Below are 23,624 nucleotides of genomic sequence, written 5' to 3'. Positions count from 1 at the left end.
CAGCATCTTTGCCGCCATTAAGCAGCCTCTTCGTAGATCAGGTCGGGCGCAACGATCCATTCTCCGCGCCTGAGCGACAGGACATCAAGGCGGCCTTGACGGTCCCTGATGGCAACTCCGACGAAACGGTAGCGACTGCCGTTCCTGTCGATGATGGCGCTGGAAATCGGCCGACCATGGATGTAGCCGACGACGGGACCGTCCTCTCGCGCGGCGGACAGCAGGAAATATTCATGAGGAATGTTTCGGCTCACCATCAGCGACGATCCTCACGCGGCAAGGTCAGCCCCGCACGCGCCGCATCTTTCTGCTCGGTCAAGCGATCGCGGCCTCCCTGAATCGGAGGTATTTTTGAGCGGGGACGCCTGCTCTTCTTGATCTCGACCACGAATGGCCTCTGTTGCGGCTGCATTATCAGTCCTTTCGACTTTTGAACCAGGTCAATTAAACAGGCACTCGACCTGACCGAGCGGCCCGAAGTCGGCCGCCAGATGCTGTCCGGCGCGGACCTGGAGGATCGGCGTGCAGGAGCCTGTCGCCACGATGTCGCTCGGTTCGAGCTGCCTGCCGTTCGCCGCAAGCTCTCCCGCCAGCCAAGCAACCGCATTCAGCGGATTACCCATGACCGATGACGAATTGCCTGAAAGCATGGTTTGCTGGAACAGGAACGTCGTGACCTCGATCCCGGCGAAGTCGCCGGCCTCGCCTCTTTCGGCATGCTCGCCGCAGAGGGTTGCAACGTGCAGACCGAAGTCCGCGATCGCCGGATTGGCGCCGGCAATCACCTGCCGCGTCCGCCTGCCGATAACGCCGATTGCCGGACGGCAGCTCATGATGGCGTCGGCCACGCCGCTAAGGGAAATTCGCTCCCTCTCATCCGGAAATGATCGCAGCATCGTAAAGACGAACTCGCACTGTACACCGATTGTTCCCGGCGGCAGCCGGAAGGTCTGGACTTTCCGTTGCAGGGCGAAGGCGGGGATTTCGGAATAGATCGGCCCCTTTAGCCCGAGCATGCGGCGCGCCGGATCGCTCGTGCCGACAAGCGCGTAGCCCTTGCGTTCGAAGCCGAGCGCGTCCTGCGCTATCGCCTGGGTATCATATGCCTCGCGCTCCGAGGCTATCAGATCGAGCGGAAGATCGCACAGCTCCTCGCGACGGCGGCTCTTTGCGAGAATATCCGCCGTCGTGTCCTTCAGTTCGAAATACATCTTCGCGCTCCAATCCTACCATTGGCTGTAGGACAAAGATGGCCCGACATGCATAGCCGTTCCATTCATCGGGAAACGCGAAAAAATTAAAATCTCATAGTGGTCGGTTCCCCGTCGCCACGCGCGGGCGCGTCACCCTTCGGCGACGGGTCGGATACGGTGAGATGCCGCTGCCATTTCCACGCCTACCCCTCCTCCAGGATCGGCCGGCGCCGCCGCCCCTAATTTAGCCGCCCGATATATCGAGCCATGTCGATCATCCGGTTGGAGAAGCCCCATTCGTTGTCGTACCAGCCGAACACCCTGAGGAGACCGCCGGCGGAAAGCGACATCTCCGGTCCGCTTAAAACGAGCGATTCAGGCCGACCGCGCAGATCGACCGAAACCAATGGCTTCTCGATCCAGCCCAGTACCGGTGATCCCTCGGCGACTTGCTTCAGCCTTGCCCGCATGGTGCCCAAGTCTGACACATGCCTGACAGCAACGGTCAGATCGATCGCCGAAACGCTGGCGGTCGGCACTCGAAGGGCGCGGGCTTCGATGAGGCCGGCGAGATGAGGAAGCACGTCGCCGACGATCGCATGCGCGCTCGTTGTCGTCGGCACCATCGAAAGGGCGGCCGCGCGGCTGCGCGATAGTTCCGACCGCGGCTGATCGATCGTCGGCTGGCTTGCCGTGTAGCAATGAACCGTGGTCATCTGACCGCCGATGATGCCGAATTCCTGGTCGACGATGCGCAAAAGCGGCGCCAGCGCATTTGTCGTGCACGATGCGTTTGAAACCACGGGCTGATCGCGGAAGGCTTCCTCATTCGCCCCCAGCACCAATGTCACGTCGGCTGCGGCGGAAGGGCCGGAAATGAGAACTCTCCTTGCTCCGGCCGCAAGTCCCCGCTGCGCCACGGTCCTGGATTTGGCATGGCCGGTGCACTCCAGAACAACGTCGACGCCGCGAAGATCGAGTTTGCTGATATCGGGAGCATTGTGAAACGGTATCGACGCCCCGCCGACGATAAGAAGCTGATCCTCGAAGGAGACCGGTTCTGCCCAGGGACCGTACACGCTGTCGAATTCAAAGAGATAAGCGCATGTCTCCAAATCGGCGATGTCGTTGATCAGCGCGACTTCGATGTCGCGACGCTCCCGCAGAAGGAGACGCAGGACGGAACGCCCGATCCTGCCAAATCCGTTGATTGCAATCCTTATTGCCCGGGCCGACATGCGAATCTCCACCTATTCGATCAAGCGGAAACTGTAGACGACATCACCGCCTCATGCCTCCCCCAAATGCGCCGCGTCAGAAATCGACCTCAATTGCCACGCCTTTCGCCAAAGCGAGCTCGACGGCGGCCGAAGCAACGGCAAGGTCTTGAAGGCCAACACCCGTACCATCGAACAACGTGACCTCATCCTGCGAGGTTCGTCCGGGATGCGTCCCATTGATCACGGCGCCGATTTCGACGATGGCCTCCTTACGGATCAAGCCTTTTTCGATGGCATGCTGCGTTTCGCCGATCGTTATGGCCTGCTCGACTTCATCGGTAAAGACGGTTGCAGCATCGATGAGCTCGGCCTCGACCTCCTGCTTGCCCTTCGTATCCGTGCCCATGCAGGCGAGATGCATGCCGGCGCGGACCTGCGAAGCTTTAAGAAGTGGCGCAAAGGACGAGGTGATCGAGATGATGACATCCGCCTCCGCTCCCAGTTGATCGCGATCGACTGCCTCGAAGGGAAGGCCCTCCTCCTTGGCAACCTCCTCCAGACGGCTCAGCATGTCGGGATGCGGGTTCCAGGCGAGGATCTTTTCGAATGCGCGCTGCTCAAGGGCTGCGCGCAATTGAAACGTCGACTGGTGACCCGCGCCGATCATGCCGAGGATCTTCGCATCTTTTCGGGCGAGATGCTTGATCGAGATTGCCGATGCGGCAGCCGTCCGCAGCGCGGTCAGCAGATTGCCGCCGACCACGGCACGGCATTTTCCGGTATCGGCGTCGAACAGGAAGATGGTGGACTGGTGGTTGGTAAGGCCTCTGCTTGCATTGTTTGGCCAGAACCCGCCGGACTTGAGACCGAGCGCCAGGCTCTTGCGATCGAAGCCGGACTTGAAGCCATACAGCGCATCGGCGTGCCCGATTGCCTCCCGGATCACAGGAAAATTATAGGCCGACCTGTTCGCCATCGAGGCGAAGACCTCTTCGACCGCCTTGAAGCAATCAGAGGGCGTGACCAACTCGGCGATGGCATTTTCGGGAATGATGATCATTGCACTTCCGCCTGGTTTGCCGGGGGCCGAAGCCTCCTATTTCATCAGTAAGCCTTGCCGCGGGCCGACACCGGCCAAAGCGTTTCCACCTTGCCGTCGCGCACGCCGACATACCAGTCGTGAACATTGCAGGTCGGATCGCAATGGCCCGGAACCAGGCGGAGCTTCTCGTTGATCTTGAGAACGCCGTTCGGGTCGTCGATAACGCCGTGCTCGTCGGAGCATTTGATGTACTTCACGTCATTGCGACCGTAGACAAAGGGGAGGCCTGAATCGACCGATTGCGCCTTGAGGCCGGCGTCGCAGATTGCCTTGTCGGGCTTTGCATGGCTCATGACGCTCGTCAGGATGAAGAGGGCATTCTCCCATTCGCCCTGGTCGATCCTCTTGCCGTCCTTGTCCTGGATGCGGCCGTAATCGGCATCCATGAACGCATAGCTGCCGCATTGCAGCTCATTGTAGACGCCCGAATTGCTCTCGAAATAATAGCTGCCCGTGCCGCCGCCGCTGACCAGTTCGGGTTCCAGGCCCTCGGCCTTGAGGGCATCGACGGCATCCTTGACCTGGGCGATGGCCGCATCGAGCTTCGCCTTGCGGTCGTCATATTTGTCAATGTGCTGCATCGCGCCCTGATAGGCCTGTATGCCGGCAAACTTGAGACCCGGTGCCGCATGGATGGCATTGGCGAGTTCGACGACGGCTGACGTTGTCGTGACGCCGCAGCGTCCGGCGCCGCAATCGATCTCCACGAAGCATTCCAGCGTCGTGCCGTATTTCTGCGTCGCGCTCGATAGCTCTTCGACATTTGCGAGGTCATCGAGGCAGACGATGATGCGTGCGCCGTGCTGCGGCAGAAGCGCCAGACGGTCGATCTTTGCCGGATCGCGAACCTGGTTCGACACCAGAACATCCTTGATGCCGCCGCGAACGAAGACTTCCGCCTCGGAAACCTTTTGGCAGCAGACCCCGATTGCACCGCCAAGTTCCTGCTGAAGCCTGAGGACATCGACGGATTTGTGCATCTTGCCATGCGCCCTGTGCCGCATGTTGTGCGCCTTGGCATAGTCGCCCATCTTGCGGATGTTGTTCTCGAGCGCATCGAGGTCGAGGATCAGGCATGGCGTCTGGATTTCGTCGACGCTCATGCCGGGAAGAGCCGGCACGTCGTAGCCGACTTCCATGCCGGCGAATTTCGGTTCCATGTTCATTGCTCTTTCTCCCTTATTGCCAAGGCAATGTGTCGAGGTCGACGTTTCCGCCGGTGATGATGACGCCAATGCGCTGACCGGCGAAAACCTTCCTGTTCTTGATGATCGTCGCCAGCGGGACGGCGCTGGAGGGTTCCATGACGATCTTCATCCGCTTCCAGATGAGCTTCATGGCATCGACGATATCCTCTTCGGAAGCCGTCAGGATATCGGTCACGTGGTTTCTGACGAAATGCCAGGTCAGATCCTTGAGCGGCACCTTCAGACCGTCGGCAACCGTATTCGGCGCATCGTCGGCAATGATGTAGCCAGCCTTGAAGCTGCGATAGGCATCATCGGCCTGCTCGGGTTCGGCAGCATAGATCCTGATGCTCGGCGCGAGGTTCGATAATGTGAGGCAGGTCCCCGACACCATGCCGCCACCGCCGATCGGCGCCACCACGACATCGAGCCCGTCGACCTGTTCGATCAGCTCCATCGAGCAGGTCGCCTGGCCTGCGATAACGCGCGGATCATTGTAGGGATGAACGAATTCGGCACCCGTCTCGGCGACGACGTCGGCAAAGACGGCCTCACGCGAGGAGGTCGAAGGCTCACATTCGACCACCCTGCCGCCATATCCCCTGACGGCGTCCTTCTTTGCCTGCGGGGCGGTCCGCGGCATAACGACGGTGCAAGGAATGCCCCGCCGCCCGGCGGCGTAGGAAAGGCACGTTCCGTGATTGCCGGATGAATGCGTTGCAACGCCGCGGGCCGCCTGCTCGTCGCTCAGGCCAAAGACGGCGTTGGATGCGCCACGGGCCTTGAATGCGCCGGCTTTCTGGAAGTTCTCGCATTTGAAGAACAGTTCGGCGCCGACGAGCAAGTTGATGAAGCTGGAGGTGAGGACCGGTGTGCGATGGATGTGGGGCTTGATGCGCGTATGCGCGGCCACCATGTCGGCCAATGTCGGTATGTACATCGTGTAGCTCCTCAGGCCGCGGCCTGAATCTTGGACAGGCGGTCGTTGCGATAGTGTTCCTGCGCAGCCGCAACGCCCGAGCCGAGTTTGACGTTGAGACCAAGATCGACCATGGCCATCTCAGCCGTCGCAATGCCTGAAAGAGCCATGACGTCAGTCAAACTGCCGAGATGCCCGATACGGAACACCTTGCCGGCAACCTCGCCCAACCCAGTTCCGAAAGCGACATCGTACTTCCTCGCCGCATGCGCGACGATCGAAGTGGCGTCGAAACCTTGCGGCGTGCGGATCGCACTCACCGTGTCGGAATAGAGTTCCTCGCTTTTGGCGCATAGATTAAGACCCCATGCCCGAACGGCGGCTCGAATGCCGCCGGCGATACGCCGGTGTCTTGCAAATACGTTCTCCAGGCCTTCGGCGAGCAACAGTTCCGTCGAGAGCTTCAGGCCATTCAGGAGTCCGACAGCCGGGGTATAAGGATAGGCGTCGTTCGCATAGCTCTTCGCCATATCGCGAATGTCGAAGAAGGTGCGCGGGAGCTTTGCATGGTCGACGGCTGCCAGGGCCTTCGGGGAAAAGGCCGTGATCGCCAGGCCGGCGGGCAGCATGAAGCCCTTTTGCGAACCGGTCACGGCGATATCGACGGACCATTCGTCCATGCGGAAATCCATCGAGGCGATGGAGCTGACACCATCGACGAACAACAAGGCGGGATGGCCGGCGGCATCGATCGCCCGGCGGATGGCCGCGATATCGGATTTGACGCCGGTTGCCGTCTCGTTATGCGTGACCAGGACGGCCTTGATTTCATGCGTGGTATCGGCTGTGAGAACTTCCTCATAGCGATCGGCGGGAGCGCCGCCGCCCCATTCGGCCTCGATGATATCAACCTTGAGGCCGTGGCGTTGGCACATGTCGATCCAGCGATAGCTGAACATACCGTAGCGGGCCGCCAATACGCGGTCACCCGGGCTGAGCGTGTTGGTGATGGCCGTTTCCCATCCGCCGGTCCCCGTAGACGGAAATACGAATATGGAGGCCTTTTCGGTTTTCATGACTTTCTTAACGCCGGCAAGCGCCGGACGCAGAATTTCACCGAAAAGCGGGGAACGGTGATCGAGCGTCGGCATGTCCGCAGCCTTGCGAAGGACCTCGGGCATATTCGTCGGACCGGGGATGAAGACCGGATTTTGCATGTACATCTGCGTGTCCTCCTACTGTTGAAAGATGGATACCATGTCCGGCGCAGGAGATAAATTTTTTTGAAATCATTTTTCAAAATGCGAAAAATGTAAGTATTATCTATACAAAACAGTATGTTGAATTTTTTCATTGGATAATTTAATTTTTCATAGCAGAATTTTTCTGCAAGTTGACTTCTCAAAGGGGACGATGACCGATGGCTGCCGAAATGCGCCGACGCGGGCGACCGAAGGCCTTCAACGGCCCTCAGACACAAAATACGATCCAGGCGCTCGATCGCGCACTGGACGTGCTCGATGCGCTCTCGACGCCGGAGGGGATGACGCTCTCGGAGCTGGCCGGGAAGCTCGGCCAATCGGCGGCGACCATGCATCGCGTGCTCGCGACGCTGGAGCGACGCGAATTCGTCGAGATCAGCCCCGATCGCCAGGTATGGTATATCGGCCCGGAGGCATACCGGCTCGGCTCCGCCTTTCTCCGGCGCACCAATGTCGTCGAGCGGAGCCGCCCGGTCATGCGGGAGCTCATGCTGGAAACGGGCGAGACCTCCAACCTCGGCATCGAGAAGGACGGAAACGTCCTATTCATCAGCCAGGTGGAGACCCACGAGTCGATCCGGGCCTTTTTCCCGCCGGGCACGCTGTCGCCGCTGCATGCCTCCGGCATCGGCAAGGCGCTGCTGAGCACCTATGACGACGATCGTCTCGCCACGCTTTTCAGGAAAAAGGAGCTGGAGCGCTTCACCGAGAATACCGTGCGTTCCTTTGATCAGCTGCGCGAGGAACTGCAGAAGACGCGGGACCGCGGCTACTCCTTCGACGACGAGGAGCGGACCAAGGGAATGCGCTGCGTGGCTGCTCCTATCCTGAACGTGCATGGAGAAGCCATCGCAGGCATTTCCGTCTCCGGACCGAAGCATCGGCTCGAGGACGTCGACATCCACCGGATTGGTGAACGTGTGAGGAGTGCCGCCGGAATGGTATCCCGTCGTCTCGGAGCCCCGTGAGATCGGCGGGCCGAAAATGGGTTGCTATGTCATGTGGCAGCTATAAATATGGTGCATATCATTTTTTTGCTTGCCTGGTCATGTCAGGCGATTGCGAGCGAAGCCGGTGGACAATCCCGGCGTTCCCGCGAGCCATTGGTTTCGAAAACCGATCGACTCGCTTGGAAATGGTCTGAAAAACTAGAATGTCTTTCGCAAATTGCAGGGAAATCGGGCTCTAGCGTCCGGAGCCTTTAAAAGCGCACAATCTCCCTCGCCACGAAACGCCGGTCACAGGCGCTTCTCGCGCCCGCATCGGAGGAGATGCGGGTAAGCCCCATGACATTCATGAGCGCCTGAAACGCTTAGGGAGGAACGATGCTTGAACGACTTTTCAAATTGAGTGAGCACGGCACGTCCGTGCGCACCGAACTCATCGCGGGCGTGACGACGTTCTTGACGATGTCCTATATCATCTTCGTCAATCCGGATATCCTGTCTACCACCGGCATGGACCGTAATGCCATATTCGTCGCCACCTGTCTTGCCGCGGCATTGGGTTCCATCGTTATGGGGCTTGTCGCCAATTGGCCGATCGGCATGGCGCCGGGCATGGGCCTCAATGCCTTCTTTGCCTTCACCGTTGTCGCCACGCTCGGATTTACTTGGCAACAGGCGCTCGGCGCGGTCTTCATTTCGGGTGCCATCTTCGTCTTGCTGACGGTCACGGGCGTGCGCAGCTGGCTGATCGCCGGCATCCCGCGTTCGCTGAGAAGCGCGATCGCCGCCGGTATCGGTCTCTTCCTGGCGATCATCGCGCTCAAGAGCGCCGGCATCGTCGTCGCCAACAAGGCGACGCTCATCGGTCTTGGAGATCTGAAGCAGACAGGCCCTCTTCTCGCGATCTTCGGCTTCTTCGTCATCGCCGTTCTTGACGCGATGAGAGTAAGGGGCTCGATCCTGATCGGCATTCTTGCCGTCACCATTCTCTCCTGGATCTTCGGCGTCAGCCAGTTCCACGGCATCGTTTCGGCTCCGCCCTCGATCATGCCGACCTTTTTGCAGCTCGATATCGTGGGTGCTCTTCATGGCGGCCTGATCCACATCATCCTCGTCTTCGTGCTCGTCGAGGTCTTCGACGCGACCGGAACGCTGATCGGTGTCGCCAAGCGGGCAAAGCTTCTCGAGGAAGGAAAACCAAACCGCTTGAGCCGGGCTCTGCTTGCCGACAGCGCGGCCATCGTCGCCGGCTCGCTGATGGGCACCAGCAGCACGACGGCCTATGTCGAAAGCGCCTCGGGCGTTCAGGCGGGCGGCCGCACCGGCCTGACGGCATTCACCATCGCCATGCTTTTCCTGGCGTCGCTGTTCTTTTCACCGCTCGCGGGCTCCGTTCCCGCCTATGCCACCGCACCGGCCCTGCTTTATGTCGCCGGCCTGATGATGCGCGAGCTGACCGAGATCGAGTGGGACGACCTGACGGAGGCGGCACCGGCGGCGCTGACGGCACTTGCAATGCCGTTCACCTATTCGATCGCCAACGGCCTTGCCTTCGGGTTCATCAGCTACGTCGTCCTGAAGGTCTGCACCGGCCGCTGGAAGACGCTTCATCTGGCAACGCAGATCGTTGCCGCCCTGTTCATCGTGCGCTTCGCCTTCTTTGCGGACTAGCCAAAGCGGCGCATTTCAAGGAGCCGGATCGTCCGTTGCGATGGTCCGGCTCCCAATTTGTTTGCAAGATCTGCCTGTTTATCCGGCAAGGTAGCTAGGACCCGAAATGCCGCGCATCTCACGGATGGGCAATACCCAGAAACTACCAGCGGAAGGCTGTACGTCGCAGGCAGGATGAGAAGCGAGACATCCAAATGAATCAAGGGGCGCCGCAATTGCGGCGCCCCTTGATTCATTTGAACCCACTCCACTGTTCAGCAGATCAGGAATGGCTCCGCAAAGAAATGTTCCTCCAGGTTTACGCCCTCACCGCCACGATCGACGACGACAAAATCCGAAATGCCGTCGAGAGGCGTGAGGATGCCATGCCAGATATTGCGGCCGATATTGACGCCCTGCCCAGGCTTTGTGCGAAAAGCCAGCGGCTCTCCCGGTCCATTTTCGGTTTCCCGCGCCACGACAACCAGGAACGGATTGTCGGTCAGCGGTATGAAGGCCTGGCTGCCGAGCGGATGCCGCTCCACCATCTGCAGCTCCAGCGGCAGCGTGTAGGGCTCGCCGCGCAGCAGGCTGATCATCGCGCGCGCCTTCTCCCCGGTCGTCTCGATTTTTGCCAGATCATGGTATCGCACACATTTCCCGGCGTTGATGGGGTAGTTATAGGCCCCATCCATCTCTATCACCTCGCCGAAGGGGAAGAAGGCAACACGCGTCAACGGTTGAATTTCGATCACCTTCATTCACGTTCTCCTCATTTTTGCTCTTGAGTGCGATAGCCGGCCTCATGCGGCACTCCGCTGCACACTCGGATCCAGTCCTTCTCCAGTGGGAAGCATGGCCACGAGCCGGAGGAACGCGATGCGCTCCACCTGGCGGCAGGCGGTGGCGAATTCGGTGTCTCGGTCATTCTCGATCCGGATCTCGAACGCGGCGAGAATCCCGGATTTCGTGTGATCCCGCACGGCGATGATGAACGGGAAGCCAAACTTTGCGACATAGCGGTTATTGAGAGCGGTGAAACGCGCCCGCTCGTCGTCCGTCAACGCGTCGAGCCCGGCGGAGGCCTGCTCTGCCGTCGAGCTCGCCGTCAGACGCCTCGCCTGCGCCAGCTTGCCGGCAAGATCCGGGTGAGCGACGAGTACGCCGAGCCGCTCCTCCTCGCTCGCCGCCCGGAACTGGAAGGTGAGCGCGGCATGGAGCCCGATCGCCGTATCGTTTGCGGGCGAAAGTTCGCCAGCAAAGGCACGGTGTGCGATCCAGGGCGAATGTTCGACGACGCCGCCGAAGCGCTCGATAAAGGTGCCCTCCGGCATCTGCGAGGGCCGCTCCGAGATCGGCCCTGGCGGATGCGTCTTCGCCCAGTGCTCGGCGATATCGACGCGGCGGGCGATCCAGACCTTGTCGTGGCTCTGGACGTAGTCGATGAAGCGGGCGAGCGCCATGATGCGTCCGGGCCGCCCGATCAGGCGGCAATGCAGGCCGATGCTCATCATCTTCGGGCTGCCTGCTGCACCTTCGGCATGGAGCGCGTCGAAGGAATCCTTCAGGTAGCTAAAGAACTGATCGCCGCTGTTGAAGCCCTGCGGCGTCGCAAAGCGCATGTCGTTGGCATCGAGCGTATAGGGAATGATGAGTTGGTGGCGCCCGCCATGTTCATGCCAATAGGGAAGATCGTCGGCATAGGTGTCGGAGATATAGTCGAAGCCGCCCGCTTTCGTCACCAGATCGACAGTGTTGACCGAACAGCGGCCGGTATACCAGCCGCGCGCCCGCTCGCCGGTAATGAGCGTGTGCAGGCGGATCGCCTCGGCGATCGCCGCGCGCTCTTCTTCCGGCTCCATATCTTTATGCTCGATCCATTTAAGGCCATGCGAAGCGATTTCCCAGCCGGCCTCTTGCATGGCGGCGACCTGCGCCGGCGAGCGTTGCAGCGCGGTTGCGACGCCGTAGACGGTCACGGGCACCTGCTTCTCGGTGAAAAGCCGGTGCAAGCGCCAGAAGCCGGCACGGGCGCCATATTCATAAATTGATTCCATGTTCCAGTGGCGCTGGCCCGGCCATGGGGCAGCGCCGACGATTTCCGAAAGGAAGGCTTCGGATGCCGCATCGCCGTGCAGCACGCAGTTCTCGCCGCCCTCTTCGTAGTTCAGAACGAATTGCACGGCGATGCGCGCATTGCCTGGCCACCGGGCCGCCGGCGGCGTCTGGCCATATCCGTGCATGTCACGGCAATATCGCATGAAACACTCCTCCAAATGTCTTCGATCGCAAATGTCTAACCGCAAATCGCGCGCGCTATTCCCATTGGAAATTTTGAAAGTCTCGAACGTTACAGCTGCTTTTCAGCGGAATGAGCCTGTCGGATAGTGGAGGCAGGAGCGCTAGAGCTGGATGATTTTAGGTCTGTTCGACCTAAAATCTGAATCCGCTCTAGAATCAAAGAAGTAGAGCGTGATGTCGTCCGAAAACCGCCTACACTTTTCGGCATCACGCTCCACGTTCGGGAGAAAAACATGCAGTCTCATTCGCCAGAAGCCGGCCGGCTCACGACCCACGTGCTGGATACCGCGCTCGGCAGGCCCGTAAGGGGTCTGCGCATCGATCTCTACCGGATCGAGGGCGACACGCATCGCCACCTCAAATCCGCCGAGACCAATGATGACGGCCGCTGCGACGCGCCGCTGCTGTCGGGCGAGACCATGAAGACCGGCACCTACGAGCTGCGCTTCCATGCCGGTGACTATCTCGACCGCACATCCGAAGGCCCGTTGTTCCTGGATATCATCCCGATCCGCTTCGGTCTCGCCGACGAAGGAGCCCATTACCATGTGCCGCTGCTCCTCTCGCCCTACAGCTATTCCACCTATCGCGGGAGCTAAACGATGGCGACCTTAACTATCCGCTCAGAACTGCGTTTCATCCTGAACGGCGAGGACGTGACTCTCAGCAACGTTGCGCCCGATCAGACCCTGCTCGACTGGCTGCGGCTCTCCCGCTCGCTCAAGGGCACGAAGGAAGGCTGCGCCGAGGGCGATTGCGGCGCCTGCACTGTGCTGGTCGGCAGGCTGACGCCGACGGGCGGCCTCGTCTATGAAGGCGTCAATGCCTGCATTCGCTTCCTCGGCTCGCTCGACGGCTGCCATGTCGTCACTATCGAACATTTGGCAGCCAGCGATAATCAACTGCATCCGGTGCAGCAGGCCATGGTCGATTTCCATGGATCGCAATGCGGCTTCTGCACGCCGGGCTTCGTCATGTCGCTCTACGGGCTATGGATGCAGACGCCAGACCCGACGAACCAGCAGATCGAAACCGCGCTGCAGGGCAATCTCTGTCGCTGCACCGGCTACGAGCCGATCCTGCGCGCGGCGCGGGCCGTTTCCAGCTATGGCGGAACGCTGAACGATCCCTTGCTTATCGAGCGCGACGCGACAATCGCACGCTTGAAGGCGCTTGCCGATGGCGCGCGTGTCGAAATCGGCGAAGGTCGGCATCGGCTGATCGTGCCCGCGAGCCTCGACGATTTCGCCTCAGTCCTCGAAGCATCGCCGACCGCAACGGTGGTGGCCGGCTCCACCGATGTCGGCCTCTGGGTTACCAAGCACATGCGCGACATCACACCGGTCGTCTTCATAGCCGGATTGCAGGAATTGAAGTCGATCGCCGTTGCGGACGGTATCATCACCATCGGCGCCGGCGTCACATACACGGAAGCCTTCGAAACTCTTTCGCAGCATATTCCTGCACTCGGTCCGCTGGTTGCCCGTATCGGCGGCCAGCAGGTACGCAACATGGGAACGATCGGCGGCAACATCGCCAATGGCTCGCCGATCGGCGATACGCCGCCGCCGCTGATCGCGCTTGGCGCATCGCTGACCCTGCACAAGGGTGAGACCCGCCGCACCATCGCGCTCGAAGACTTCTTCGTCGCGTACGGCAAGCAGGACCGCCAGCCCGGCGAATTCGTCGAGGCGGTGCATGTTCCGGTTCCGCCCGCGGACGAGAACTTCGCCGTCTACAAGGTCACGAAGCGGCGGGACGAGGACATTGCGGCGACGCTCGGCGCCTTCCGTGTGGCACTTGCCACCGACGGCACCGTCGCCGGAATTACGATCGCCTATGGCGGCATGGCCGCGACGCCGAAACGAGCCTTCGCCGTCGAAAATGCGCTGCTCGGCCAGCCCTGGAACGAGACGACGGTGGAGGCGGCAATGGAAAAGTACCCCGAGGACTACGCGCCGCTGACCGATATGCGCGCCACGGCGGAATACCGCGCGCTCGCGGCGAAGAATCTTCTCTTGCGTTTCTACCTGGAAACGACATCCAGTGCGGCACCGGTTCAGGTGTCCAGATATGAGGCTGCGTAGGCCATGAACAAACATGCTTCAGACATCAAGGCCGAAACCATCGTCGGCGGAGTTCATACCAGCCCGCGCCATGACTCAGCCCACAAGCATGTCTCCGGTACGGCCGTCTATATCGACGACATTACCGAACCGACCGGGACGCTGCATGCCGGTCTTGGCCTGTCCACGGTCGCCCACGGCGTCCTGAATTCCGTCGATCTTACTGCCGTGCATGCCGCATCCGGCGTCGTTGCGGTACTGACGCATGAGGACGTGCCCGGCATCAACGATATTTCGCCCTCCTACATGAACGACGACCCGGTGCTTGCCGCCGGCAAGGTCGAGTTTCACGGGCAGCCGATCTTCTGCGTGATCGCGGAAACGCGTGAGCAGGCGCGCCGCGCCGCGCGGCTGGCCAAGATCGAATACGAGGAACTGCCGGCCGATATCGACATCTGGGATCTCGACGTTTCGACCCACAGGCAGGTGGTCACGCCGCTGACGCTGAAGCGTGGCGATGCGGCAGCCGCGCTTGAAAGCGCACCGAGGCGGGTGACCGGCCGCATGCGGCTCGGCGGCCAGGATCATTTCTATCTCGAAGGCCAGGTCTCGCTTGCCGTGCCTGGCGAGGATGACGAGGTCGTCGTCTATTGCTCCACCCAGGGTCCGAGCGAGACGCAGCATATGGTCGCCCATGCGCTCGGCGTACCGAGCAACGCAGTGACGATCGAGGTTCGCCGCATGGGCGGCGGCTTCGGCGGCAAGGAAACGCAGGCGAACCAATGCGCCGCGATCGCGGCCATTGCCGCCAAGAAGCTGAAACGCGCCATCAAGATCCGGCTCGACCGCGATGAGGATATGGTCGCGACAGGCAAACGGCACGATTTCGCTATCGACTACGATGTCGGTTTCGACGATGAAGGCCGCATCCTGGCCGTGGACTATACGTTTGCGCTTCGCGCCGGCTTCTCCGCCGACCTTTCCGGCCCTGTCGGCGACCGGGCGCTGTTCCACTGCGACAACGCCTATTTCTTTCCGCATGTTCATGCGAAGTCGGCGCCGCTCTACACCAATACTGTCTCCAACACCGCATTTCGCGGCTTCGGCGGCCCACAGGGCATGGTCGGCGCCGAGCGCGTCATCGACGAGGTGGCATTCGCGGTCGGCAAGGACCCGCTCGACATCCGCAAGCTGAATTTCTACGACGCGATGGGGGTCAAGGGTGAGCGCAACGTCACTCCCTATCACCAGACCGTCGAGGACTGCATCATCCAGCGTATCGTCGCCGAACTGGAGGAAAGCGCCAATTACGCCGGGCGTCGGCAGTCGATTGCCGAGTTCAACGCGAAGAGTCGCATCGTCAAGCGCGGCATCGCGCTGACGCCGGTGAAATTCGGCATCTCCTTCACCAAGACCGAGTCAAACCAGGCCGGCGCTCTGGTCCATGTCTATAGCGACGGCTCCGTGCACATGAACCACGGCGGCACCGAGATGGGGCAAGGCCTGCATCTGAAGGTGGCGCAGGTCGTAGCGGAAGAATTCCAGATCGATCTCGACCGGGTGAAGATCACCGCGACGACGACGGCCAAAGTGCCGAACACGTCACCGACTGCGGCTTCCTCGGGAGCTGACTTGAACGGCATGGCGGCACAGAACGCCGCTCACCAGATCAAGGATCGGCTGATCGCCTTTGCCGCGGAAAGCTATCGGGTGCCGCGTGACCAGGTGGTGTTCCTGCCCAATCGCGTGCGGATCGGCGATAGCGAGATATCCTTCCCCGATCTCATCAAGAAGGCCTATATGGCCCGCGTCCAGCTTTCGGCCGCCGGTTTCTACAAGACGCCGAAGATCCACTGGGACCGGAAGGCGGGCCGTGGCCATGCTTTCTACTATTACGCCTATGGCGCTGCCTGTTCGGAAGTGTCGATCGATACGCTGACCGGCGAATATGTCGTCGAACGCACGGATATCCTGCACGATACCGGTCACTCGCTGAACCAGGCCATCGATATCGGCCAGGTCGAGGGCGGCTTCATCCAGGGCATGGGCTGGCTGACGACGGAGGAGCTTTGGTGGGATGGCAAGGGACGCCTTAGAACGCATGCGCCCTCCACCTACAAGATCCCTCTTGCATCCGACCGCCCGAAGATTTTCAATGTGGCCCTGACTGACTGGTCGGAAGCGTATGAGCCGACGATCCATCGGTCCAAGGCCGTGGGCGAGCCACCGCTACCGCTCGGCCTTGCAGTGCTGCATGCTCTTTCGGACGCGGTGGCGAGTGTGGCCGACCATAAGATCTGCCCGCGTCTCGACGCGCCGGCAACGCCCGAGCGGGTGCTGATGGCAATCGAGCGCCTCAAGGCCGCACAGAAGGAATGAGGTCATGTCTGCCACCTGCGAAGATATCCGGGATTTTCTGCGCCGCGAGCCGGCGTCGATCCTGGTCGAGGTGACTGCCGTCGCGGGCTCGGCGCCACGCGATACCGATGCCTGGATGCTGGTGTCGGAACGGGCGATCTTCGCGACGATTGGCGGCGGGACCCTCGAATATATGGCAATCGACCAGGCGCGCCGAGCCTTGCGTTCCGGCCTTGCCGCCCAGCCGATGAACGTGCCGCTCGGCCCGGAGATCGGCCAATGCTGCGGCGGCCGGGTGGGACTTGCCTTTACCGTGCTCAATCCTGAACTAGCGAACGAACTCATCGCCCGCAGCGACCGGGAAATGGCCGCGCGTCCGCATGTCTATGTTTTCGGAGCAGGCCATGTCGGCGATGCGCTCGCGATGGCCCTTTCGCTCGCGCCGCTGCGTGTCGTGCTTGTCGATACGCGGGAAGACGAACTAACGGCCTCCAAGGTGTCTGGTATCGAAACCTGCCTGACGGCCATGCCGGAAGCCGTGGTGCACGATGCGCCGGCCGGCAGCAGCTTCGTCATCCTCACCCATGATCACGCGCTCGACTTCCTGATTGCCACCGAGGCGCTCAAACGTAACGATTCCGCCTATGTCGGCATGATCGGCTCGAAGACGAAGCGCGCCACCTTCTGCAGCTGGCTTTCGCGCGAAACTGGTCATGCGGAACTTTTCGATCGCCTCGTCTGCCCGATCGGCGGAACTGCGGTGAAAGACAAGCGTCCCACGGTCATCGCCACCCTTGCCGCCGCCGAAATCATGACGGCAGCACTGATCTGGGCCTCCAATCGCGCAAAGCTTAGAGCGTGATGCCGAAAAGTGTAGGCGGTTTTCGGACGACATCACGCTCTCCTTCTTTGCTTCTAGAGCGGATTCAGATTCGGCTCTAGCGGAGCCGTCAGCCGCTAGACGTTCCCGAAATGACCTCGGCATCTTTGCTTGAGGGTATCGTCGTCCTACAGAGGCCGTCGAAAATGGGCTGGCTGCAGGGCAGCCAATCACGGCAAAGCCCGTTATTGGATAATGGGCAACTGCTTCAGTGGATTGGCGAGCGGCACGCCAAGCGGTTCGAAATGGCACTCATTGGCCGTCAAAACAGTGAGGCCGTGCGCAGCGGCAGTGGCGGCAATGGCAATGTCCTCAAAGCCGAGGTCATGAGCACGCGCACGGTCAAGCATCAGGCCAGCGTGCTTCGCTTCTTCGATACCAAACGGCAAGATACGGCCGGCATAGAAATGCTCCACCGCCGCGAGCCAGCGGCGCAGGTGCTCCGCTTTCGTCGTCGCCCCGGTTCTGACCGCGCGGGCGATGCCTGCCTCGATCTCGGCGATGGTGATAGCCGAAAGATAAAGCCGGTCATTATTGGCACGCAGCCAGGCCGCGAATGTACCAACGCCGACGTGGCGCTTGGTCGGCGCATCGGCCGACACGATATTGGTGTCCAGAAGATACAAGATCAGAGGCCGTTTTCACGCAATGCCTGTGCGGGCTTTCGCGATCGTTCCGGAATATCTGCCGGCTCGCCGGGAAAGATCAACAGCAGATCGGCGAATTCAGGCACTTTGGAAACCCGTTGCCATTCTTCAAAGGAAACCAGTACGGCTTCCTTCCGGCCATGGCGGGTGATGACGGTCGGTTCACCGGCCACGGCTTGATCGACCACAGCAGAAAGCGTCGCCTTTGCATCCTTGAGCTGAATTTCCTTCATGCCATTTCTCCATGTGACTATTGGTAGTCATATGTGATCTCACTGATTTGAATCAAGCGGAGATCAACCTGCGGCCTTCAGATCACGAGGCCGCGGCTGCCGGCTCATCTTCGAGTAGTTTGCCGATGAGCCGCTGACAGCGCTCGGCCATGAAATCAATCATCAGGCGGACCTTCGGGTCCTGAAAGCGCTTATGCGGGTAGATGGCGGCGAGCTGCACCGGAGCCGGTGGGCTCTCCTTCAGGATCTCCACCAGCCGGCCCTGCTTGAGATAGGCCTTCACCTCGAACAACGGCTTGTTGATGATGCCGCGATCTTCCAGCGCCCATTGGGTGAGCACGTCACCATCGTCGCTGTCATAGGGGCCGGCAACCTCGAATTTGCGAGGGCCTTCCGCCGTCATCAGCATCCAGTAATATTCCTTCGACCCGGGATAGCGCAGCAGAAGACAGTCATGCTTGTCGGCAATCAACGCGTCGGCGGTCGGTGGCACGCCACGCTGCGCGAGATAGGCCGGCGATGCACACAGCACGCGCTCGCAATTGAGGATGCCGCGCATGCGTAGGTTCGAATCCTCCAGGACTCCAAGCTTGAAGGCAACGTCGACGCCCTCCGCCAAAATATCCACATTGTGATCCGACAAGCGCACCCGCACCTCGATATCCGGATACTTATCGTGGAATTCCGGAATGCCTGACGCGATCAGCCGCCGGCCGATGCCGAGCGGCGCGGTGATCCTCAGCGACCCCTTCGGATTGCGTGAGAGATCGGCGATCGCCGCTTCCGCCTCATTGACAGCCTCGATGATCTTCACGGCCTTTTCATAGAAAACACGACCGTGCTCGGTCGGCGACAGCTTACGTGTCGTGCGGTTGAAGAGGCGCACGCCGAGATGGCGCTCAAGCTCCTTGATGCGATTGCTCGCAACCGCAGGCGTGACGCGCTGGTCGCGGCCTGCTGCCGAAAGAGTACCGAGTTCGACCACGCGAACGAAGACACGCACATTATCAAGATAGGACATGGGCCTCTTTCTACCACATCAGCGTGCAGAACAAACCGGCGGGCATCTTATAGATTTTTTTGAAAGTGTTGCGGATTAACCGGGATTTCCGAGAAAATCGCGGGATGGCAAACAGTCCCATGAGGATCAGGCCCATGAAGGCCGGGAGGAGTTCCCATGTACGAATATGCCATCGCCTGGGACTGGATAACCTTCGCCGTCCGCTGGCTGCACGTGATTACCGCGATCGCCTGGATCGGCTCGTCGTTCTATTTCGTCGCGCTCGACCTGGGTCTGAAGAAACATCCGGCCCTGCCGCCGGGCGCCTATGGCGAGGAGTGGCAGGTCCATGGCGGCGGCTTCTATCATATCCAGAAATATCTGGTGGCGCCGGCCAACATGCCGGACCATCTCGTCTGGTTCAAGTGGGAGAGCTATGTCACCTGGCTTTCGGGCTTCGGCATGCTCTGTCTCGTCTATTATGCCGGCGCGGATCTCTACATGATCGACCCGGCAGTCCTCGATGTGTCGAAGCCTGTGGCGATCGCCATCTCGCTCTGCTCGATCGCCGGCGGTTGGCTTCTATACGACCTGATCTGCAAATCGCCCTTCGGCAACGACAATACGCGGCTGATGGTGGCGCTGTATTTCATTCTGGTGGCGGTGGCCTGGGGCTATACGCACCTGTTCACGGGCCGCGCGGCTTTTCTGCATCTCGGCGCCTTCACCGCGACGATCATGTCAGCCAACGTCTTTTTCATTATCATTCCGAACCAGAAGATCGTCGTCGCCGACCTGATCGCCGGCCGCACGCCCGATCCGAAATACGGCAGGATTGCCAAGCAGCGCTCGACGCACAACAACTACCTGACGCTGCCAGTGCTGTTCCTGATGCTGTCGAACCATTATCCGCTGGCGTTCGGCACGCAATTCAACTGGATCATCGCCTCGATCGTCTTCCTGATGGGCGTTACGATCCGCCACTGGTTCAACACCCGCCACGCCAATGCCGGCAACCCGACCTGGACGTGGATCGTCACCGTTGTTCTGTTCATCATTATCATGTGGCTTTCCACGGTGCCGAAGATACTGACGGGCGAAGGAACCGACATCAAGATTTCGGCTACCCAGCACCCCTTCGTCACGGCTGAGGCCTTCCCGAGAGTTCGCGACACGATCATGGGGCGCTGCTCGATGTGCCATGCCAAGGAGCCGAGCTGGGAGGGCATCATCGCACCACCGAAGGGCGTGGTGTTCGAGACCGATCGCGACATCGCCGCCCACGCCCGCGAGATCTATCTGCAGGCCGGGCGCAGCCATGCCATGCCGCCGGCCAACGCCTCGCATATTACCGACGAGGAGCGCCGCCTGCTCGTTTCCTGGTACAAAAGTGCCATCAATGGGGAGAAGACCCAATGAATGAAATCCTGATCCGTGGCCGAGTGCTCACCTTCCTTGCCGAGCCGCAAGGCATCGATGATGCCGCCTCCTACCGTTATATCGAGGACGGCGCCGTCTACGTTCGTGATGGAAAGATCATGGACATCGGTTTGTATAACGACATTTGCAAACTGGCCGATGCAGGCATCCGGATCGCGGACCATCGCCCGAATCTCATTCTTCCCGGCTTTATCGACACGCATCTGCATTTCCCGCAGACGCAGGCGATCGCCTCTTATGGCGCACAGCTGCTCGAATGGCTGAACAGCTATATTTTCGTCGAGGAGCAAAAGTTCGCCCGCGCCGCGCACGCGGCTGAAGTCGCCGATCGTTTCATGGACGAGCTCCTGTCGAACGGCACGACGACAGCGGTTGCCTATTGCTCGGTGCATCCGGAGAGCGTCGACGCCTATTTTACCGCCGCTGAAGCGCGCGGCATGTGCATGATCGGCGGCAAGGTCATGATGGACCGCAATGCGCCGGACGCGCTGCGCGATACGCCGCAGCGCGGCTATGACGAGACGAAACGGCTTATCGGGAAATGGCATGGCCGCGGCCGCGCGCATTATGCGATCAGCCCGCGCTTTGCCATCACCTCGACGCCCGAGCAAATGGACGTGAGCAGAGCCCTCGTCGCCGAGCATCCGGACTGCTATGTCCAGACGCATTTGTCTGAAAATCGCGACGAGATCGCCTTCGCCACGTCTCTTTATCCCGAGGCGAAGGACTATACCGATATCTACGCCCGCTACGGCCTGCTCAATAACCGCATGCTGCTCGGCCACTGTATCCATATGAGCGAAAGGGAAGTTTCCGTGCTCGCCGAAACCGGTGCGGTTGGTGTTTTCTGCCCGACCTCGAACCTCTTCCTCGGCTCCGGGCTTTTTAACGCCGCGCGGTTCGATGCTCTCAGCGCCCGTTGGTCAGTGGCAACCGATGTCGGCGCCGGCACCAGCTTCTCGATGCTGGAAACGATGGACGAGGCCTATAAGGTGCTGCATCTGCAGGGACAGCGGCTGACGCCTTTCAATTCCTTCTACCGCATGACGCGCGGCAACGCGCTCGCGCTTGGCCTGGAGAAACGGATCGGCTCGCTCCAGGCAGGCGCGGATGCCGATATCATCGTGCTCGATTCCAGCGCCAAGTCGGCGATGGAATTCCGCATGCGCACGGCGACCTCGCTTGCCGAGGAGCTCTTCATTCTCCAGACCATGGGTGACGACCGCTGCGTCAGCGAGGTCTATGTCGCCGGCAAGGCGATGAAGACGGGGGATGCAAAGCATCAGGCAACGGCAAGTCGGAGATCGGAAGCTGCCCTGTTCGCATGAGGATTTCCATGCGGCTTCGATCTCTCTGAGGAGAATGGGCGTAAGGTTCGATGAAAAAATAGAGCGCGCTGTCGCTTGGTGCGGGTCTGGAGATCGGCCCTCGCGTCGCGCGCATTTTCCGCTTCACCAGTGGGAATATTATTCCAAAATCATTTCGGAAATTAGCAAATCACTATAGGCTGGGTTCGACTCGGCTGCGCATGCGCTTTGGGGGAGTTTGCCGCGCCCGTCGAGCAAGACAATCCGATGAAGAAAAGCCGACATGCCCAATAGAACCTCGCCGCTCGTCGCGTTCCAGTCCAAGACATTTCGTTCGCTCTGGTCGGCAACGCTCATCTCCAATCTCGGCGGACTGGTCGAAGGTGTCGGCGCCGCCTGGCTCATGACCAGCCTTGCCACGTCTCACGGCATGGTGGCGCTGGTCCAGTCCTCCACCACGCTGCCTGTCATGATCTTCTCGCTCGCGGCCGGCGCGCTGGCCGACAATTACGACCGACGACGGATCATGCTGATCGCGCAGATGCTGATGCTGTGCGTGTCCGCGATGCTGGCGGTGCTTTCCTACACCAATGCCTTAACGCCATGGCTGCTGCTCAGCCTCACATTCCTGATCGGCTGCGGCGGCGCCTTGCATAATCCATCGTGGCAGGCCTCCATGGGCGATGTCGTGCCGCGCGACCATCTGCCGGGAGCCGTCGCGCTCAACAGCATGAGCTACAACCTGATGCGCAGCATCGGGCCGGCGATCGGCGGCGTCATCGTGGCGGCGGCTGGAGCCGCGTTCGCATTTCTTTTCAACGTCTTCTGTTATTTCGCGCTTATTTTCACCTTGTGGCGCTGGAAAAAAGCGCCTGTCCGCAATGCCCTGCCGCGAGAACCTTTCGGCAGTGCGATGTCGGCCGGGTTTCGCTATGTCCTGATGTCGCCGAACCTGCTCAAGGTGATGTGCCGTGGCTTCGCCTTCGGCCTGACGGCGATCGTCATTCTCGCGCTATTGCCGCTGGTTGCGCGCGATCATGTGCATGGCACGGCGATCACCTATGGCATCATGCTCGGCTTCTTCGGCTTTGGCGCCATCTGCGGCGCGATGCTGATCGGCCGCATTCGCGATTTCCTCAGCAATGAATGGGTGATCCGCGGCGCCTTCTTCACGCTGGCGGTCAGCTGCGTCTTTCTGGCGCTGAGCAATCAGGTATGGCTGAGCTGCCTTCTCCTCATGCCGGCAGGCGTCGCCTGGGTCCAGGCCTTCTCGCTGTTCAACGTCACCGTTCAGCTTTCGACCCCGCGCTGGGTCGTCGGCCGCGCGCTCTCGCTCTACCAGACCGCCACCTTCGGCGGCATGGCGATGGGAAGCTGGCTCTGGGGCGAACTGGCCGACGCTCATGGCGTCACCGGCGCGCTTTTCATCGCGAGCGCCGCTCTGGCCATAGGCGGCCTGCTTGGCGTCCTGCTGCGCCAGCCGGACTTCGAATCCCTCAATCTCGATCCGACCAACACCTTCAGCGAACCGCAGCTGCAGCTCGACCTTCGCTCCCGAAGCGGCCCGATCCTGGTCATGGTGGATTACAATATCGATCAGGAAGACGTGCCGGAATTTCTGGCCGTCATGGCCCAGCGGCGGAGAATGAGAATTCGAGACGGCGCAAAGCAATGGTCATTGTTGCGCGATCTGGAAAAGCCGAACACCTGGACGGAAAGCTATCATCTGCCGACCTGGATAGACTATGTCCGCCACAGCCAGCGGCAGACGCATGCCGATGTCGAGGTCGCCGAACACCTGGATGCCCTGCACCGTGGCGATCAGCCGCCGGTCATCCACCATATGATCGAACGGCAGACGGTGCCGAGACATGACGACATGCCGTTGAAACCCTATCTCGACGCGACGTAA

At 60.6% G+C, this 23,624-nt stretch carries 21 protein-coding genes; 9 read left to right on the top strand and 12 right to left on the bottom strand.

Annotation, left to right across the window (positions count from 1 at the left end; translation table 11 throughout):
* Window positions 1-17: 17 nt before the first annotated feature.
* From HGP16_RS08525 to bhcA, 7 genes are all read right to left on the bottom strand, one after another.
* Complete coding sequence (locus HGP16_RS08525) at window positions 18-257, bottom strand: hypothetical protein (RefSeq protein ID WP_168839570.1); 240 nt, start codon at window positions 255-257, stop codon at window positions 18-20.
* A 183-nt stretch (window positions 258-440) separates the two neighbouring features.
* The gene (locus HGP16_RS08520) at window positions 441-1,211 is read right to left on the bottom strand and encodes a 2-keto-4-pentenoate hydratase (RefSeq protein ID WP_168839569.1); all 771 of its coding nucleotides are present in this window, start codon (window positions 1,209-1,211) and stop codon (window positions 441-443) included.
* Between the two features lie 221 nt (window positions 1,212-1,432).
* Complete coding sequence (locus tag HGP16_RS08515) at window positions 1,433-2,431, bottom strand: type I glyceraldehyde-3-phosphate dehydrogenase (RefSeq protein WP_168839568.1); 999 nt, start codon at window positions 2,429-2,431, stop codon at window positions 1,433-1,435.
* A gap of 76 nt (window positions 2,432-2,507) precedes the next feature.
* Entirely contained in the window at window positions 2,508-3,473 is a 966-nt protein-coding gene (gene bhcD, locus HGP16_RS08510) for an iminosuccinate reductase BhcD (RefSeq protein WP_168839567.1), read from the bottom strand.
* A 44-nt stretch (window positions 3,474-3,517) separates the two neighbouring features.
* On the bottom strand, window positions 3,518-4,681 hold the full coding sequence (gene bhcC / locus HGP16_RS08505) for a 3-hydroxy-D-aspartate aldolase BhcC (protein WP_168839566.1): 1,164 nt from the start codon (window positions 4,679-4,681) through the stop codon (window positions 3,518-3,520).
* Between the two features lie 13 nt (window positions 4,682-4,694).
* A complete protein-coding gene (bhcB, locus tag HGP16_RS08500; protein ID WP_168839565.1) occupies window positions 4,695-5,642 on the bottom strand; it encodes a beta-hydroxyaspartate dehydratase BhcB in 948 nt (315 codons plus the stop codon).
* 11 nt (window positions 5,643-5,653) lie between these two features.
* A complete protein-coding gene (gene bhcA, locus HGP16_RS08495; RefSeq protein ID WP_168839564.1) occupies window positions 5,654-6,844 on the bottom strand; it encodes an L-aspartate--glyoxylate aminotransferase BhcA in 1,191 nt (396 codons plus the stop codon).
* A gap of 197 nt (window positions 6,845-7,041) precedes the next feature.
* On the opposite strand from bhcA, the gene bhcR reads away from it, so the two are divergent.
* Together bhcR and HGP16_RS08485 are read left to right on the top strand one after the other, a co-directional pair.
* Window positions 7,042-7,851: an HTH-type transcriptional regulator BhcR gene (bhcR, locus tag HGP16_RS08490; RefSeq protein ID WP_168839563.1), complete on the top strand. Its 810-nt coding sequence runs from the start codon at window positions 7,042-7,044 to the stop codon at window positions 7,849-7,851.
* A 357-nt stretch (window positions 7,852-8,208) separates the two neighbouring features.
* A complete protein-coding gene (locus HGP16_RS08485; protein ID WP_168839562.1) occupies window positions 8,209-9,501 on the top strand; it encodes an NCS2 family permease in 1,293 nt (430 codons plus the stop codon).
* A 254-nt stretch (window positions 9,502-9,755) separates the two neighbouring features.
* Here HGP16_RS08485 and HGP16_RS08480 read toward each other — a convergent pair whose 3' ends face one another.
* Window positions 9,756-10,241, bottom strand: coding sequence for an ureidoglycolate lyase (locus HGP16_RS08480; protein ID WP_168839561.1), 486 nt, complete (start codon window positions 10,239-10,241; stop codon window positions 9,756-9,758).
* Window positions 10,242-10,283: 42 nt separating this feature from the next.
* Window positions 10,284-11,741, bottom strand: coding sequence for an allantoinase PuuE (gene puuE, locus HGP16_RS08475; RefSeq protein ID WP_168839560.1), 1,458 nt, complete (start codon window positions 11,739-11,741; stop codon window positions 10,284-10,286).
* A gap of 273 nt (window positions 11,742-12,014) precedes the next feature.
* Between puuE and uraH the strand changes: the two genes are divergently transcribed.
* The 4 genes from uraH to xdhC are packed head-to-tail and all read left to right on the top strand — an operon-like array spanning window position 12,015 to window position 17,067.
* Entirely contained in the window at window positions 12,015-12,380 is a 366-nt protein-coding gene (gene uraH / locus HGP16_RS08470; protein ID WP_168839559.1) for a hydroxyisourate hydrolase, read from the top strand.
* Between the two features lie 3 nt (window positions 12,381-12,383).
* Window positions 12,384-13,868 carry a xanthine dehydrogenase small subunit gene (xdhA, locus tag HGP16_RS08465; protein WP_168839558.1) on the top strand — a complete coding sequence of 495 codons (1,485 nt, stop codon included), beginning with the start codon at window positions 12,384-12,386 and terminating at the stop codon, window positions 13,866-13,868.
* A gap of 3 nt (window positions 13,869-13,871) precedes the next feature.
* A complete protein-coding gene (gene xdhB, locus HGP16_RS08460) occupies window positions 13,872-16,226 on the top strand; it encodes a xanthine dehydrogenase molybdopterin binding subunit (RefSeq protein ID WP_168839557.1) in 2,355 nt (784 codons plus the stop codon).
* A 4-nt stretch (window positions 16,227-16,230) separates the two neighbouring features.
* Entirely contained in the window at window positions 16,231-17,067 is an 837-nt protein-coding gene (gene xdhC / locus HGP16_RS08455) for a xanthine dehydrogenase accessory protein XdhC (protein ID WP_168839556.1), read from the top strand.
* Window positions 17,068-17,270: 203 nt separating this feature from the next.
* On the opposite strand, the gene HGP16_RS08450 is transcribed toward xdhC, so the two are convergent.
* From HGP16_RS08450 to HGP16_RS08440, 3 genes are all read right to left on the bottom strand, one after another.
* Complete coding sequence (locus HGP16_RS08450) at window positions 17,271-17,711, bottom strand: type II toxin-antitoxin system VapC family toxin (protein ID WP_168839555.1); 441 nt, start codon at window positions 17,709-17,711, stop codon at window positions 17,271-17,273.
* 2 nt (window positions 17,712-17,713) lie between these two features.
* Window positions 17,714-17,965: a type II toxin-antitoxin system Phd/YefM family antitoxin gene (locus tag HGP16_RS08445; protein WP_168839554.1), complete on the bottom strand. Its 252-nt coding sequence runs from the start codon at window positions 17,963-17,965 to the stop codon at window positions 17,714-17,716.
* Between the two features lie 82 nt (window positions 17,966-18,047).
* Window positions 18,048-18,986 (bottom strand): LysR family transcriptional regulator, encoded by a 939-nt coding sequence (locus HGP16_RS08440; protein WP_168839553.1) that lies wholly within the window; start codon window positions 18,984-18,986, stop codon window positions 18,048-18,050.
* Between the two features lie 156 nt (window positions 18,987-19,142).
* On the opposite strand from HGP16_RS08440, the gene HGP16_RS08435 reads away from it, so the two are divergent.
* From HGP16_RS08435 to HGP16_RS08425, 3 genes are all read left to right on the top strand, one after another.
* Complete coding sequence (locus HGP16_RS08435; RefSeq protein ID WP_168839552.1) at window positions 19,143-20,384, top strand: urate hydroxylase PuuD; 1,242 nt, start codon at window positions 19,143-19,145, stop codon at window positions 20,382-20,384.
* On the top strand, window positions 20,381-21,733 hold the full coding sequence (gene guaD, locus HGP16_RS08430; RefSeq protein WP_168839551.1) for a guanine deaminase: 1,353 nt from the start codon (window positions 20,381-20,383) through the stop codon (window positions 21,731-21,733). Before HGP16_RS08435 ends, guaD begins: the two co-directional genes overlap by 4 nt.
* Window positions 21,734-21,995: 262 nt before the next feature.
* Entirely contained in the window at window positions 21,996-23,624 is a 1,629-nt protein-coding gene (locus tag HGP16_RS08425; protein ID WP_168839550.1) for an MFS transporter, read from the top strand.

This window comes from Rhizobium sp. P40RR-XXII, assembly GCF_012641405.1.
Classification (GTDB): domain Bacteria; phylum Pseudomonadota; class Alphaproteobacteria; order Rhizobiales; family Rhizobiaceae; genus Rhizobium.
This window is presented reverse-complemented; position numbering and strand designations above follow the sequence as displayed.